The organism is Acetobacter indonesiensis (assembly GCF_000963945.1).
GTDB classification, from domain to species: domain Bacteria; phylum Pseudomonadota; class Alphaproteobacteria; order Acetobacterales; family Acetobacteraceae; genus Acetobacter; species Acetobacter indonesiensis.
Window position 1 is genome coordinate 236,069 of record NZ_BAMW01000006.1, and the last position, 14,803, is coordinate 250,871.

The 14,803-nt window shown below is 55.8% G+C and carries 15 protein-coding genes; 14 read left to right on the top strand and 1 reads right to left on the bottom strand.

The annotated features are described in order from the left end of the window. The first annotated feature begins 56 nt into the window (after positions 1-56). The 14 genes from pyrH to Abin_RS02365 all read left to right on the top strand — a co-directional run bounded on the left by pyrH (position 57) and on the right by Abin_RS02365 (position 14,189). Positions 57-794: a UMP kinase gene (gene pyrH, locus Abin_RS02300; RefSeq protein WP_048844712.1), complete on the top strand. Its 738-nt coding sequence runs from the start codon at positions 57-59 to the stop codon at positions 792-794. 115 nt (positions 795-909) lie between these two features. Further along, a complete protein-coding gene (frr, locus tag Abin_RS02305; protein ID WP_048844840.1) occupies positions 910-1,431 on the top strand; it encodes a ribosome recycling factor in 522 nt (173 codons plus the stop codon). Between the two features lie 113 nt (positions 1,432-1,544). Continuing rightward, entirely contained in the window at positions 1,545-2,222 is a 678-nt protein-coding gene (gene uppS, locus Abin_RS02310) for a polyprenyl diphosphate synthase (RefSeq protein WP_244894870.1), read from the top strand. Further along, the gene (locus Abin_RS02315) at positions 2,219-3,052 is read left to right on the top strand and encodes a phosphatidate cytidylyltransferase (protein ID WP_048844713.1); all 834 of its coding nucleotides are present in this window, start codon (positions 2,219-2,221) and stop codon (positions 3,050-3,052) included. The genes uppS and Abin_RS02315 overlap by 4 nt, the downstream gene beginning before the upstream one ends. Positions 3,053-3,111: 59 nt before the next feature. Continuing rightward, positions 3,112-4,269: a 1-deoxy-D-xylulose-5-phosphate reductoisomerase gene (dxr, locus tag Abin_RS02320; RefSeq protein WP_048844714.1), complete on the top strand. Its 1,158-nt coding sequence runs from the start codon at positions 3,112-3,114 to the stop codon at positions 4,267-4,269. A gap of 31 nt (positions 4,270-4,300) precedes the next feature. Continuing rightward, positions 4,301-5,413 (top strand): RIP metalloprotease RseP, encoded by a 1,113-nt coding sequence (gene rseP / locus Abin_RS02325; protein ID WP_174766811.1) that lies wholly within the window; start codon positions 4,301-4,303, stop codon positions 5,411-5,413. A 129-nt stretch (positions 5,414-5,542) separates the two neighbouring features. Continuing rightward, positions 5,543-7,978, top strand: a complete 2,436-nt coding sequence (gene bamA, locus Abin_RS02330) for an outer membrane protein assembly factor BamA (RefSeq protein WP_048844715.1) — start codon at positions 5,543-5,545, stop codon at positions 7,976-7,978. Between the two features lie 4 nt (positions 7,979-7,982). After that, a complete protein-coding gene (locus Abin_RS02335; protein ID WP_084593416.1) occupies positions 7,983-8,867 on the top strand; it encodes an OmpH family outer membrane protein in 885 nt (294 codons plus the stop codon). 2 nt (positions 8,868-8,869) lie between these two features. Then, complete coding sequence (gene lpxD / locus Abin_RS02340) at positions 8,870-9,958, top strand: UDP-3-O-(3-hydroxymyristoyl)glucosamine N-acyltransferase (RefSeq protein WP_048844717.1); 1,089 nt, start codon at positions 8,870-8,872, stop codon at positions 9,956-9,958. A gap of 84 nt (positions 9,959-10,042) precedes the next feature. Next, on the top strand, positions 10,043-10,480 hold the full coding sequence (fabZ, locus tag Abin_RS02345) for a 3-hydroxyacyl-ACP dehydratase FabZ (protein WP_306297630.1): 438 nt from the start codon (positions 10,043-10,045) through the stop codon (positions 10,478-10,480). Between the two features lie 136 nt (positions 10,481-10,616). Beyond that, a complete protein-coding gene (gene lpxA, locus Abin_RS02350) occupies positions 10,617-11,471 on the top strand; it encodes an acyl-ACP--UDP-N-acetylglucosamine O-acyltransferase (RefSeq protein WP_048844844.1) in 855 nt (284 codons plus the stop codon). Then, positions 11,468-12,313 carry an LpxI family protein gene (locus Abin_RS02355; RefSeq protein WP_048844718.1) on the top strand — a complete coding sequence of 282 codons (846 nt, stop codon included), beginning with the start codon at positions 11,468-11,470 and terminating at the stop codon, positions 12,311-12,313. The genes lpxA and Abin_RS02355 overlap by 4 nt, the downstream gene beginning before the upstream one ends. Before the next feature lie 56 nt (positions 12,314-12,369). Next, complete coding sequence (gloA, locus tag Abin_RS02360) at positions 12,370-12,762, top strand: lactoylglutathione lyase (protein ID WP_048844719.1); 393 nt, start codon at positions 12,370-12,372, stop codon at positions 12,760-12,762. Between the two features lie 194 nt (positions 12,763-12,956). Further along, a complete protein-coding gene (locus Abin_RS02365) occupies positions 12,957-14,189 on the top strand; it encodes an MFS transporter (protein WP_048844720.1) in 1,233 nt (410 codons plus the stop codon). 38 nt (positions 14,190-14,227) lie between these two features. Here the strand turns inward: Abin_RS02365 and Abin_RS02370 are convergent, their stop codons facing one another. Then, entirely contained in the window at positions 14,228-14,674 is a 447-nt protein-coding gene (locus Abin_RS02370) for a hypothetical protein (RefSeq protein WP_048844721.1), read from the bottom strand. Positions 14,675-14,803: the final 129 nt, after the last annotated feature.

A 14,803-nucleotide genomic window follows, 5' to 3' on the forward strand; every position in this document is an offset into this window, starting at 1 on the left:
GCCTTGCCCCTTGTTGGGCAGGGCCTATTTCAGACTGAATGCGTGATCGAGGGCCAATGACTGCATCCACTGGCGAAACGCCAAGCCGCAAACGCGTGTTGCTCAAGGTTTCTGGTGAAGCTCTGATGGGTGATGGTGCCTTTGGGGTAGACCAGAAAACCGTTGAGCGTATTGCCAATGACGTTGCCAATGTTGTGCGTGACGGCATTGAAGTCTGTCTGGTTGTGGGTGGTGGCAACATTTTCCGGGGTCTGGCCGCTGCCGCCAAGGGGATGGACCGTGCGCAGGGTGACTATGCCGGGATGCTGGCCACGGTCATTAACGCGCTGCTGTTGCAGAACGCGCTTGAGCGTGAGCAGATTCCGACCCGCGTAATGTCAGCCATCCATATGTCTTCCATTGCCGAACCCTATATTCGCCGTCGGGCTGTGCGTCATATGGAAAAAGGCCGTGTGGTTATCTTCGCGGCTGGCACTGGCAACCCGTTCTTCACAACCGATACGGCTGCGGCTTTGCGTGCGGCCGAAATGGAATGTGACGTGCTGCTGAAAGGCACGCAGGTTGACGGTGTTTATTCAGCAGACCCCAAGCGTGATGCGAGTGCAGTGCGCTATGAACAACTGACCTATATGGATGTTCTGGCAAACCAGCTTAACGTGATGGATGCTGCGGCCATCAGTCTTGCACGTGAAAACAAACTGCCAATTATTGTTTTCAACATTGGTGAAACTGGTTCCTTTGCGCGCGTCATGCGTGGTGAAGGGGCATTTACCACAATTATTGAAGCAGCCTGAATCAACCGGCTGCATCTGTTACAGCTTATGATGGGGCGGAGAAATACCGTCCAGGAAACGGGAGAACAAAACCGTGTCTGACCTGAATGCTCTTACTGAAGACCTGACGCGCCGTATGGATGGCGCGCTGGAAAGCCTGCGTCGTGACTTTGCTGGTCTGCGCTCTGGCCGTGCCAGCCCGGCTCTGCTGGAGCCCGTGCGGGTGGAAGCCTATGGCGGGGAAGTGCCACTGACACAGGTTGGGTCAATCGCGGTGCCAGAAGCCCGTATGCTGACGGTGCAGGTGTGGGACCGTGGGCTGGTTAGTGCTGTTGAGCGTGCGATCCGTGATTCCGGGCTGGGCCTGAACCCGGCAGCAGATGGTCAGACTGTTCGTGTACCCATTCCGCAGTTGACGGAAGAACGCCGCCATGAACTGGCACGCGCCGCCGCCCGTTATGCGGAAGGGGCAAAGATTGCGGTGCGTGGTGTGCGTCGTGACGGCATGGACACCACCAAAAATCTGGAAAAGAAAAGCGAAATCAGCCAGGACGATGTGAAGGTCTGGTCTGATGCCATTCAGAAACTGACAGACCAGTACGTTAAGAAAATTGACGATATGCTGGCTGATAAGGACCGCGAGATTAAGCAGGTCTGACATTAGTGGCGTCAGGTTTTCTTTCTCTTGCCCGTGGTGGTGGATCAGTGCCGACCAAGTCTGCCGGTAAAATAGACACCAAAGCTGTTGTGCCAGCGCATGTTGCCGTCATTATGGACGGCAACGGACGCTGGGCGTTTGAGCGCGGGTTGCCCAGGCTGGCTGGCCATAAGGCCGGGGCCGAAGCTGTCTCTCGCTGCTTGCGCGCGGCCATCAATCGCGGCGTAAAATACCTGACGCTCTATGCGTTTTCGTCTGAAAACTGGTCGCGTGAGCCTACGGAAGTAGCCGACCTGACCAGTCTTCTGCGTTATTATCTTCGCCATAAAGTGGCTGAACTGCACAAAGAAGGCGTGCGCATCCGCTTTATTGGTGATCTGGCGCGCTTTGATGCCTCCTTGCGTGAAGAACTGGCGCGCGCAGAAGCGCTGACACGCGACAATACCCGGATCACACTGCTTTTGGCGCTGTCTTACGGCGGGCGTGGCGATATTGTGCAGGCGGCACACCGTTTGGCACAGGCGGTCGCGAGTGGGGATTTGAAGCCAGACCAGATCACGGAAACTTTGTTTGCCGATAAACTCTGGACAGCAGGTATCCCGGACCCAGATGTGGTTGTCCGTACCAGTGGGGAGTTTCGTCTTTCCAACTTTCTGCTGTGGCAAAGTGCCTATGCCGAACTTGTTTTTCTGGATGTCTTCTGGCCGGACTTCAATGAAGGGCATTTTGCAACCGTGCTGGATACGTACGCACGGCGTGAACGCCGTTTTGGTGCGCGGCCAAAAGCATGAGTGCTTCCTCCACCACGGCGTGGCGTGATCTCCGTGTCAGACTTCTTTCTGCCTGTGTGTTGATTGCCGTGGCGAGTGTGTCCATTGGTATGGGTGGCTTGCTGTATAAATGCCTTATTCTGGGCGTTATGGGAGGAATGGCGGCTGAGGCGGCTATCCTCTTCGGTCTTTCGGTTAAATCGTGGCGTGGCGCTTTATACGTGTTTTGGGCACTGGGCGCAGGTTTGGCAGCAGCGACTGGCCGATGGGATGCCTTCCCAGCGTTCTGTCTGACATCATTGGTGTTTGGCGCTCCGCTCTGCGCCATCATGTGTGTCATTGTGCTGTCGGGGAACGCGTTGCTGTGGTTGCGGATTGAAAGTGCGTGGCCTGTTCTGTTTGTTGTGTGCGTTGTTGTTGCAAGTGACAGTTGTGCTTATCTAACAGGCCGTCTGATAGGCGGCCCAAAGCTGGCCCCGCGTATTTCACCGGGAAAAACGTGGTCTGGTTCATGCGGTGGGCTGGTTGGCGCTGTTCTGTTTGGGGGTGGTATTGCCCTTGCCGCTGGGCAGGGCGGCGTTGGCACAGCAGCGGTATGGGCGGCTGTGCTGGGCGTGGTAGCGCAAGCGGGTGATCTGGCCGAAAGCGGCATGAAGCGCGCACTCGGCGTGAAAGATTCCGGAACCCTGTTGCCGGGGCATGGCGGTCTGCTTGACCGGTTTGATGGTCTTGTAGCGGCGGCGCCTGTGGCGGCTGTGGTTTCTTTATGTGTTATGTCATCCGCGCCGTTCTGGACGGCAGGGGTGCACGATGTTTTGGTGGCTCTGGTAAGCAGGCTGCCTGGTAAGTGATTGGCAGTAACACCGATGCCGGTCTGTGCTGCTGTGACGAGGGTTGGAAGTAAAGCGCAATGAGAACCGTAACCGTTCTGGGAAGCACAGGCAGCATTGGCTGCTCTACAGTTGATCTGCTTGAACAGGCCCGGGACCGGTATCAGGTGCGCGCCCTGGTTGGCGGCAAGAATGCGGCCCGTCTGGCCGAGCAAGCCAAAAGCCTGAATGCTGAACTGGCAGTCCTGGCTGATGAAAGTGCGGTTGAAGAACTCCGTTCACTCCTGTCGGGCACAAAGACGAAGGTCGCGTGTGGTCGTCAGGCCGTGATCGATGCAGCGGGACTGCCAGCAGACTGGACGATGGCGGCAATTACGGGCGCTGCCGGGCTTGAGCCAACGTTGGCATCTGTAAAAAATGGTAACGCTGTCGCTCTGGCGAATAAGGAAGCGCTGGTTTGTGCCGGTGACGTCATGCTGCGCGCTGTTGATGCTGCCGGTGCCACGCTGCTGCCTGTTGATTCCGAGCATAACGCTGTCTTTCAGGCAATGGCAGACCGGCAGATGGATCAGGTTGAAAAAATCATCCTGACAGCGTCAGGTGGGCCCTTCCGAAAGGCAAGTGTGGCTGAAATGGAAGCGGCAACGCCTGCGCAGGCCCTTAAGCATCCAACATGGACAATGGGTGCGAAAATCAGCATCGATTCCGCAACCATGTTCAACAAAGGGCTTGAAGTTATTGAGGCCGCCCGCATTTTTGGTCTGACGGAAGACCGCATTGATGTACTTGTGCATCCGCAGTCCGTTGTGCATGGAATGGTGCAATACACAGATGGCAGCCTGATTGCTCAAATGGGTTCGGCTGACATGCGTATCCCCATTGCGCACACGCTGGCATGGCCAAAGCGGATGGCAACAACCTCCCCACGGCTTGATCTGGCAGCCTTTGCAACGCTTGAATTTGCAGCCCCGGATGAACAGCGTTTTCCCGCACTCCGTCTGGCACGGGAAGCCTTGCGCGCTGGTGGTGCAGCTTCCGCCATTCTCTCCGCGGCAAACGAAGTGGCTGTGGAAGCGTTCCTGAACAAGCAGATTGGCTTTCTGGACATTGCGCGTGTGGTGGAACGCGTCATGACCAAACTGGGCGCACCGTCTGCTGATACGCTCGACGCCGTTCTGCATTGGGATGCAGAGGCCCGACGCGAAGCGCTGGCCCTGACACCTGCACATGCGGCTTGAGCTTGCGCCAGTTTAAGCCAATATTCGGATTATCATGATACACGAATATCTTCGTACGCTTGTTTCCTTCGCTTTTGTTCTGGGTGTCCTCGTGACCATTCACGAACTGGGGCACTATCTGGCAGCCCGCTGGCGGGGGGTACATGTCGAAGTATTCTCGCTTGGCTTCGGGCCTGCGCTGTTTCGGTGGCATGACCGGTCAGGCACGGAATGGCGCATCTGCCCCATTCCACTGGGGGGATACGTGCGCCCGCACGGGTTTGAAGACCCCGAAGATGCAACACCCGAGCAAAAAGCAGCCTGGATTCCAGAGCGTACCTTTCACGATAAATCCGTAGCGTCCCGCGCTATCGTTATTTTGGCCGGGCCAGTATTTAACTTCCTTCTGGCCATCGTGCTGTTCACCCTGCTGTTTTCAACGGCCGGACAGCCTAAAGTGCGGAACGAAGTTGCCTCTGTTGTCGCGAACGGAGCCGCCGCAGCCGCCGGTGTGCAGCCCGGTGATGAAATCCGGAGAATCGGCACGCATCAGGTTACAGGTGTGGAAGATGTGCAGGGCACTGTCATGGCTGAACCCGGCGCGCAGACCACACTGACCGTGCTGCGTCAGGGGCAGGATGTTGAACTGCCCATTACCATTGGCAAGGTTACGGATTCGGCAAATGCAGCCCCCCATGGGCAGCTTGGCGTCATGTTCGCGACCGAAGCCGGGAAGCCATTGTCTTTTCCCAACGCAGTTGTGGCGGGCGTTAAGGAGACGTGGACGGTTTCTGTTCAGACCCTTCAGGGTGTGTGGCAAATTCTGACAGGACAGCATACAGCCAAGGATCTGGGCGGCCCGCTTAAGATTGCGCAGCTTTCCGGGCAGGTGGCCCAGTATGGTTTTGCCAGCCTGCTGTCCTTCATGGCTTTGCTTTCTGTAAACCTCGGTCTAATAAATTTATTCCCTGTGCCGCTTCTTGATGGTGGCAGACTGGTTTTTTATGCCATAGAAGCAATCAGGGGACGTCCGGTTTCGAAGCGGATCCAGGAAATCAGTTTTCAGGCAGGGTTTGCTGTTCTTGCTGGGCTGTTTCTGTTTTCGACCTTTAATGATTTGTCCAGCTTCGGGTTGTTCAAGTGGGTTGCGTCTCTTGTCGGCTGATGTACAGCAGGGTTGGAACGGAAGAACTTGCGTGACACAGGTTATATCGGATACGTCCCCCTGCGGGCGGCACAACAGCGGGAGATGGGCTCCTGACTATGCAACAACCCGGATGGAGGGTGGCAGATCTTGACGGGTAAGCGTTCAGCCCTGTTTGTTTCTGTCTGCGTATTTCCTTTCCTGATGCAGGGTGGAAATAGTGCAGAGGCCGCAACGGCGTCTTCAGCACAGGCACCCGCCGCTGTTTCAGCGGCGCGGCATGCCAGATTGTCAACGTCCACTTCCACCCCAGCCCGTTCGGGTGGGGTGATTGAAGATATCAACGTCTCCGGCAACACCCGGATCGAGACCAACACTGTTCTGTCTTACATGGTGGTGCGCCCCGGTGATTCGTTCAGTCAGGATGACCTCGATCGGTCTTTGAAGACACTGTATGCCACAGGTCTGTTCAAGGATGTTTCGCTGCGTCGTGAAGGCAACACGCTGAACGTGCGGCTGGTTGAAAACCCCATTGTGAACCGCATTGTGTTTGAGGGGAATCACGCTGCCAAAGATGAAGACCTGCGTAAGGTTATCTCCCTGCGTCCGCGTGCCGTGTTCTCAGCCGAAAACACAGCAGATGACCGCCAGAAAATTCTGGAAGTCTATGCCCAGAAAGCGCGCTACGCCGCCGTTGTGACGCCACAGGTTATTCGTCTGGCCCATAACCGCGTTGATGTGGTGTTCCAGATTAACGAAGGCCCGCAGACCCTTATTCGCAAAATTGCGTTTGTGGGGAATAAGGCCTTTGGTGAAGCGCGTCTGGCTGGCGTGGTGTCTTCCAAGGAAAATGCGTGGTTCCGCTTCTTTTCCTCATCTGACGAATACAACCCGGAACGCCTGAAATATGACGCAGAACTGCTGCGTCGTTTCTATCTGGCAAACGGGTATGTTGATTTCCAGTTGAAGAACGCGACCGGCGAGTTGTCCCCTGACAGGAAGTCATTTTATGTGACCTTCACGATGGATGAAGGACCGCGCTATCGTCTGGGTAAGGTCGATATTCGGTCCAGCCTTCGTCATGTTCCGGCTAAATCCCTGCGTAAATATGTCGAGCTGTTTGCCCACCAGTGGTACGATGGCAAGGCCGTGCAGGATAACGCAACGGATATGGAAGAAACCCTTCAGGCGCAGGGTCATCCATTTGCGATGGTGCGTCCTGAAATTGCCCGTAACCCGGAAAAGGGTGTGGTCAATCTTCTGTTTGACGTAAGCGAAGGTCCGCGCCGCTACATTGAACGAATTGACGTCAATGGGAACACTGTGACGGAAGATAAAGTTATCCGTCGTCAGTTGCCGTTTGCGGAAAGCGATCCCTATACCCCAAGTTACAAGAAGTATGCCAAGGCTGCCTTGCAGGATCTGGGCTTCTTCAAAAGCGTCTCTATTGATGAAACGCCCGGTTCAGCACAGGATCGTGCTAACGTGGCGGTCAGTGTTGTGGAAAAACCGACCGGTGAGTTCTCGCTTGGTGGCGGTTACTCAACCGACGTGGGCGTGATCGGGAATATCGGGCTTAAGCAGCATAACCTGCTGGGCACTGGGGTTGATGCTGGTCTGTCTGGCACTATGTCACTGTGGCAGAAACAGGCTGACTTCTCGCTGACCAATCCTGCGTTCCTGGATCGAAACCTAGTGGCTGGTGTGGATATCTTTGGTATCCAGAATAAGTATCAGACCTACCAGAACTACTCTGAAAGCCGCTATGGTATCACCCTGCGTATGGGGTATGCCTATAACCGCTATCTGTCTCAGTCTTGGAACTACAGCCTGATCCGCCGAAGCGTTGGCGATACCTGGAGCGAATCGTCCTGGTATATTCTCGATCAGGCCGGTAAATCCGTTCTGTCCCAGCTCAGCACCAATCTGGTGTATGACACGCGTGACAACCACATGAACCCGCATAGCGGTTATATGGTCTCCGTCGGTGGTGACTTTGCCGGTTTGGGTGGGAATGAACGCTACGTCCGTGGTAAAGTGAACGGTGCGTACTACATCCCGCTGGATGATCTGACCAACAGTCATGAATGGACCGCCGCGTTCCGTGCGGGCATGGGCTATATGAGTGACTGGGGCGGTGGTCGCCACGATATCATCGATAACTTCTATCTTGGTGGTAACAACCTGCGCGGCTTCCTTGATGGTGGTGCAGGGCCGCGAAGTGTGGGTTACGCAGGCCATTCGTCTGAAGATCTTCTGGGTGGCCGCTTCATGTATACAGCGTCCGCGCAGTTGAACTTCCCCATTCCCATGTTGTCCGACATGGGCGTGAAGGGACGTGCCTTCGTGGATTCTGGTAGTGTGGCCGGGTTGCGCGTCAGGCGTAATCTGACCAACCCGGTTACAGACCAACCCTATTACACACGGGTAAGTGGTGACACACTGCGGCCGCGTGTGAGTGCCGGTGCCGGGTTCTCCTGGAAGAGTCCGTTTGGCTTGCTGAACATCGATCTGGGTGTTCCTGTCATGCGCAGCCATAATGACCGCACGCAGCTTCTTCGCTTTGGCTTCGGCCAGCAATTCTGAGGTAATGATGCCGAACTTCCGCAGAACAGCCGCTTTTGGTGCGGCTATCCTGTCATTTTCTGTTGCGCTGGCTCCTATGGCAATGGCGCAGAACGCCGGCGGCGGTGGCTGGTTTGTGCCGAAAACAACACAGCAGCCGACAGCGCCTTCTGCTCCGCATGCAGCTGCACACCGCGCTGCTCCGGCTCCTGTTCAGCTTCCGGCTCCTCCGTCTGATAGTGGGGAGGCCGATCAGGCTCCCCCCGTTCTGCCGCTGCCACCTATTCCATCAGCGCCTGATCTGCCTAAGGGTGTAGCACCGCCGCCGACAGTCATTGGCGTGATCAGTGTTTCTGGCGTCATGCACCAGTCTTCAGCCGCCATGCAGGTGGAGCGGATTCTGGGTGGCCGTCGTGATGCACTGGCGCAGGATCTTCAGAAGGAACAGGCTGGCTGGCGTGATGAGCAGCAGAAGCTGCAGGCTCAGGCCAAGACCATGACGTCTGACCAGATCCAGTCTCGTGAACGCAGCCTGCAGGCGCGTGTTATGAAAGCACAGCGCGATTTCCGTAACCGTAACCGGATCATTCAGGAAGCTGCACAGGTTTCTCTGGGGCAGATTGAACGTGAACTGGTGCAAGTTATCCAGAAAGTTGCTGCCGCACATGGCATGAATCTGGTTCTGCACAACGAACAGGTTGCTCTGCACGTTGATGGGCAGGACATCACGAATGAAGTGGCAAAGCAGTTGAATACCATTCTGCCAGCCGTCTTTATTCCGGAAGCAAATGTTGACCCGGAAGAACTTGCAAAGTCTGGCAAAATGCCCACCACGGCAGATGCAGATCAGCAGGGTCCGGCAACTGGCCCGGCACCCGTTGCAGGCCCAGCAGCAGCGCCGTCTAAATAAGAATGACAGGGCAGCAAAACGTATCATCTGGTCCGGCAGACCCGCGCTTCTTCACCCGTTCCGGGCCGTTTGAGGCGCAGGTTCTGGCCGATGCTGCCGAGGCTACCCTTGTTTCCCCGCGTGAGGGGAACATGCCTACAGAAGGGTATGTGGGGATAGCGCCACTTCAGATTGCTGGTCCACAGGATGTCAGTTTTCTGGATAATCGGCGCTATGCTTCTCTGCTTGAAAATACAAAAGCAGGCCTAGTTATTGTTGCGCCCGCTTTTGCAGATAAAGTGCCAGCGCATTGTGCTGCGCTGGTTTCAACGGCTCCTTATCTGGCATGGTCGCGTGTTGCGCGGCTTTTCCATCCTAAAACTCCGGCCAAGGCTGGTATCCACCCATCTGCTTACATCGCGCCGACAGCACAAGTTGACCCGAACTGCGAAATCGGGGCGTTTGTTGTTATCGAAGCTGGTGCGGAAGTTGGACCTGATTGCGTTATTGGTTCACACGTGGTTGTGGGGCAGGGTGTTCAGTTAGGAGCAGGATGCCGTATCGGAAATCACGTCACGCTTTCCCATGCTGTTGTAGGTGAACGGGTCATTATTCTGCCAGGGGCGCGTATCGGGCAGGATGGTTTCGGGTTTGCCGTAGGGCCAAAAGGCTTTGAAACGGTACCACAGCTTGGCCGCGTCGTGCTTGAACATGATGTGGAGATAGGTGCTAACACCACAATTGACCGGGGTTCTGTGAACGATACGGTTATTGGCGCAGGCTCACGTCTCGACAATCTGGTTCAGATCGGCCACAACGCCCGGCTGGGTCGGTGCTGTATTGTTGTGTCCCAAGCGGGGATTTCCGGATCAACCGTATTGGAAGACTTCGTTACAGTCGCGGCGCAGGCCGGTTTGATCGGGCATATCCGCATTGGTGCCAAGGCCCGTATTGGGGCACAGTGCGGTGTGATGTCTGATGTTGAAAGCGGCGCAGATGTTATTGGCAGCCCCGCCATGCCGTTCCGGGAGTTTTTCCGGAATGTGGCGGTTTTGCGCAAGCTGGCGAAGAAAGCATCCGGATCGGCTGATGGCGGTTCGGGTAAAGAGTGAACACATGCCGGGCTTTGTCCGGCCGAGCAGGGTGGTCTAGGGGACGTGGAGACGAAACAAGAATCGCAGCAGGACGTTCAGACGATCGACAAGATTGACGTCAACCGTATCATGCAGGCGATTCCGCACAGATATCCTTTCCTTCTGATTGACCGGATGGTCGATATCGTCCTGGGGGAAGAGGCAACTGGCATCAAGAATGTTTCCGTCAATGAGCCGTTTTTTCAGGGCCACTTCCCTGAACGGCCTGTTATGCCGGGCGTTCTGATTATTGAAGCCATGGCCCAGACTGCGGCGACGCTGGTTGTTCTGACACTGGGTGAAGCCTTTGAAGGCAAGCTGGTTTATTTCATGACCATTGAAGGCGCGAAGTTCCGCCGACCGGTTGAGCCGGGCGACCAGTTGCGTATTCACGTCAAGAAAGAACGTCACCGTTCCAATGTATGGAAATTCCGTGGCGTGGCGAAAGTTGATGATGCCGTGGTGGCTGAAGCGACATTCAGCGCCATGATCATGGGTTGAATGAGACGTAATTTTACGCCTTTTTTTAAGAACGACGATTTTTGCCCGGAAAACGCCCGCTTTCTGAGGCAAGGCTGCCCACGCATGGTGTCTGACAAGATACCGGTGTGGCGCAAGCAGGAGAGGAGCTGAGGTGGTGCACGCTGTAGGAGAAGACAGGGTAGCGGTTATTCATCCGACTGCCATTGTTGCACCGGGGGCCCGGCTTGGACGTGGGGTTGTTATTGGGCCGTGGTGCTCGGTTGGTCCGGACGTTGTGATTGAAGACGATGTTGAGCTGATTTCTCACGTTGTAATAGATGGCCATACCCGTCTGGGGCAGGGCTCACGTTATTTTCCATTCTGCACCGTGGGCATGGCCCCGCAGGATCTGAAATATAAGGGTGAACCAACCCGGTGTGATGTGGGTGCCCGCACTGTTGTGCGTGAGCATGTTACTATCCACAGGGGGACTGCCACCGGCACAGGTGTAACCCATGTGGGTGACGATGTGCTGATTATGGCCAACGCGCATGTCGCTCATGATTGCTGGCTGGGTGATCGGGTTATCATTGTCAACAATGTGGTCATGGGTGGGCACGTTACCATCGAAAATGATGCCCGCGTCATGGGGTCTGCTGCCATCCACCAGTTTGTGCGCATTGGGCATGCGGCTCTGGTCGGGGGTGTTGCCGGGGTTGAGGCAGACGTTATCCCTTATGGCAGTGTACTGGGTAACCGTGCTCGTCTGGTTGGTCTGCACTGGATCTGGCTGCGGCGGAACGGTGTGCAACCCGCCGAAATTCACCGCATGCGTAAGGCATTTCTGACGCTTTATCCAAAAGCTGATGAAGAAGGCACTTTTGCAACGCGGCTGGAAGTCATGCGCCGTGAGTTTGGTGATACGCCTCGTATCCGTGAAATTCTTGATTTTATAGATGCTCCCAGCCGCCGCGGGTTAGTGCGCGTGGCACGGGGTGACTTCAGCACGGCAGAAACCGAGGGCGCGTGAACGCGGCAGCGCACGGCGCAGTTGGTATTCTGGCAGGGGGCGGGCCGCTTCCTGCCCGTGTGGCGGAGGCTGCTGCCGCTGCCGGTCGTCCGGTTTTTATCCTCGGATTTGAAGGCTTTGCTGAGCCGGATGTCATAGCACCGTGGCCGCATGAAACCGTGCGCCTGGGCGCTGCGGGGCAGATGTTGTCCCTATTGCGTGCCCATGGATGCACGGATTTGGTTTTGATCGGACCTATCCGCCGTCCGTCCTTACGCAGTTTGTATCCTGACGCAGAAGGGGCACGTATTCTTGCGCGTTTAGGGCGCGCACTTTTTGCTGGCGATGACGGCCTGTTGGCTGCGCTGGTGCGTATACTCGGCGAGGAAGGTTTTACAGTACGCGGGGCGCATGAATTTCTGTCTCATGCCGTTGCTCGCCCCGGTGTGTTGGGGCGTGTTGAGCCAGATACCCTTGCACGGTCAGATATTGCGCGTGGCATAAATGTGGTTCAGACGCTTGGTCGGATGGATATTGGGCAGGGATGCGTGGTGCAGAACGGTCTGGTATTGGCCGTTGAAGCTATGGAAGGCACGGACCGCATGCTTGCGCGGGCAGGCGAATGCCGACAGCCCGGAGAAGGCGGCGTGTTGGTCAAACTGCTTAAACCGGGTCAGGAAAAGCGGGCCGACATGCCAACCATTGGCCCTGCGACAGTAGAAAATGCTCACAAAGCCGGGTTAAAAGGCATTGCTTTTGAAGCAGGCAATACCTTGATGACAGACCGTGATGCCTGCATTGCCGCAGCAAATCAGGCAGGTCTGTTTCTGATGGCTGTTGATCCGGCCTCTTTTTCCGGGTGAACCTTGTTGGCCTGTTGCCTTTAAAAGCAGAGGCGTAACAGAAGGAAGATGGCATAGTGGCAAGCTACCTGCACACAATGGTTCGGGTTAAAAATCTGGACGACAGCATTGCATTCTACCAACTGTTGGGGATGCACGAACTACGGCGACGTGAGGTGCCGGAAGGCAAATACACGCTTGTGTTCATTGGTTATGCGGATAATGCGTCCGGTCAGGCCGAGATTGAACTCACCTATAACTGGGGGCAGGACGACGGATACGACGTTGGCACGGGCTTTGGCCATTTTGCTGTTGGGGTGCCAGACGTGGCCGCAGCAGTTGAAAAAGTGCGCGCTGGTGGTGGGAAGGTGACGCGTGAAGCAGGGCCAGTGAAGTTTGGCACCAGTGTGATTGCCTTTGTGGAAGACCCGGACGGCTATAAAATTGAACTGATTCAACGCGCAGATTAATGGCCTGACCACTCAGTGGGTTTGTGATCAGAAAAAATGCTGCCAGCAGACGTTGGCAGCATTTTTTAATGGAATGGTCACGTTTCTTTTTAATGGCTGAAGCACGGTGGATGGTAAACTAACCGACCCTGACGCCTCAAAGGCCTCTCTTCACACAATATGGACACCAGCGATGCCACACCAGATGTGCATTCATGACTAACATCCAGCCAGAAAACATCGTTGCTCGGAATGCCGAGCATGCAGGCATTTCGCCACAGCTTGTGCGGATTATGGCGGCTGCCTGCGGTTTGATTGTCGCTAATCTTTACTATGCTCAACCGCTGGCTGGTCCCATCAGTGCGGCACTGGCCATGCCGCAAAGTCTGTCAGGGTTGATCGTAACGGTTACGCAGATCGGATACTGCCTCGGCCTTCTGTTGATTGTGCCGTTGGCTGATCTGCTGGAAAACAGACGTCTTATTGTCAGCATGACCGCGTTGGTGGCGGTGGCACTTGCCGTGGTGTCTTTTGCATGGACGCCATTTGAGTTTCTGGGCGCGATTGGGCTTGTTGGTGTGTTATCTGTCGCGGTGCAAATTCTGGTGCCCTTTGCCGCCCATCTTGCCCCGTTATCGCGCCGAGGGCAGGTGGTCGGGAACGTGATGAGCGGCCTGATGCTTGGCATCATGCTGGCACGACCTGTTGCCAGCCTTGTGGCGCAGTTTTTGTCTTGGCGGGCCATTTTTATAGTGTCTGCTTTGGTTATGTTGGTGCTGACGGGCATTTTGCGCGCAAAACTGCCGCTACGCGTACCAGCGGCCAAGCAAAGCTACCCCAGCTTGCTGCTGTCCATGGTGCATTTGCTGACCGGCACCCCAGTCTTGCAGCGGCGAGCCTTCTATCACGCCTGTCAATTCGGGGTTTTCAGCCTGTTCTGGACAGTAACGCCGTTGCTGCTGGCTGGCGCACCCTTCCATTTTTCACAAGGTGAAATAGCATTTTTTGCTTTTGTGGGTGTTTCGGGTGCCATTGCTGCCCCTATTGCAGGGCGAATTGCTGATAGGGGATGGACCTGGCCAGCCACACTCGCAGCTTTGGCCCTAACGGCTTTCGCTTTTACATGGACTTGGTTTGCTGGCGAGCGGCTGTTTGTCATTGTGCTGGGGTTGAGCGGCGTTGTTATCGATTTCGGCGTCACTGCCAATCTGGTTCTGGGGCAACGCGCCCTTTTTGCTCTGGCTCCTGAGCATAGAGCCCGCCTGAATGGGCTCTATATGGCTATTTTCTTTATGGGTGGCGCAGCCGGGTCAGCGATTGGCAGTTGGGCCTATGCAATGGGCGGCTGGATGCTGGCTTCTGAAATTGGTGTCTTTTTCCCACTTCTAGCTTTTCTGATCTGTCTGACAGAACGGCGATCAGTCAGACCAGCGCAGGCAAGCCGATAAAGGAGCAAAATCTATAGAGCATGCGGGCCGCTATATTTTCAGACAGGCGGCCGTTGCTTTAGGCGGATCAGAAGGCGATCAAGGGATTCGTTGATGGTTTGAGCCGCTTTCTGCACCAATGGATCAGGATTTTCATCAAGCTGTTCAGCAGCCAGCATGGCGGGCGAGAGAATGCCCCGAATGTCATGCCGCAGCTTTGGGTCTTGATCTGCTACCGGGGCAGGGGGCGAGAGGGCGCTGCTGGTAACAGGTGCTAATTGGGCGTCGTCTTGAACAGTGGTGGTCGCAGGCACAGAAGTTGACGCATTCTGCCAGTCACGGCCGTGCAGCTTACAGCCCAGCCACGCCCCGATGGCGGCTGCCAAACCGACCGGCACCAGTGCCAGAGGGAAGGATAAACCCATAACCCCGGCCACAAGCGCACCCAGCACCGGCAGACAGAACAGGGCGATCAGTGGGGTAACAGAGGGATGAAACTGGTTCACTGCGGATCAACCTTTGCGTTAGTGGCGTAAAACCGGGCAAGAGACTCTGTGGTTATGATTGACGGGCACACATCTGAACAGTATAAGCCGCCCCTGATCTGGGCAGGTAGTTCTGTGCTGCCTGTATGA

Bases quoted from the DNA above. Each gene is read 5' to 3' on its own strand.
- lpxD (WP_048844717.1), top strand. From the start codon at position 8,870: ATGACAGGGCAGCAAAACGTATCATCTGGTCCGGCAGACCCGCGCTTC.
- uppS (WP_244894870.1), top strand. From the start codon at position 1,545: ATGGACGGCAACGGACGCTGGGCGTTTGAGCGCGGGTTGCCCAGGCTG.
- frr (WP_048844840.1), top strand. From the start codon at position 910: ATGGATGGCGCGCTGGAAAGCCTGCGTCGTGACTTTGCTGGTCTGCGC.
- dxr (WP_048844714.1), top strand. From the start codon at position 3,112: ATGAGAACCGTAACCGTTCTGGGAAGCACAGGCAGCATTGGCTGCTCT.
- pyrH (WP_048844712.1), top strand. From the start codon at position 57: ATGACTGCATCCACTGGCGAAACGCCAAGCCGCAAACGCGTGTTGCTC.
- Abin_RS02335 (WP_084593416.1), top strand. From the start codon at position 7,983: ATGATGCCGAACTTCCGCAGAACAGCCGCTTTTGGTGCGGCTATCCTG.
- Abin_RS02365 (WP_048844720.1), top strand. From the start codon at position 12,957: ATGACTAACATCCAGCCAGAAAACATCGTTGCTCGGAATGCCGAGCAT.
- Abin_RS02315 (WP_048844713.1), top strand. From the start codon at position 2,219: ATGAGTGCTTCCTCCACCACGGCGTGGCGTGATCTCCGTGTCAGACTT.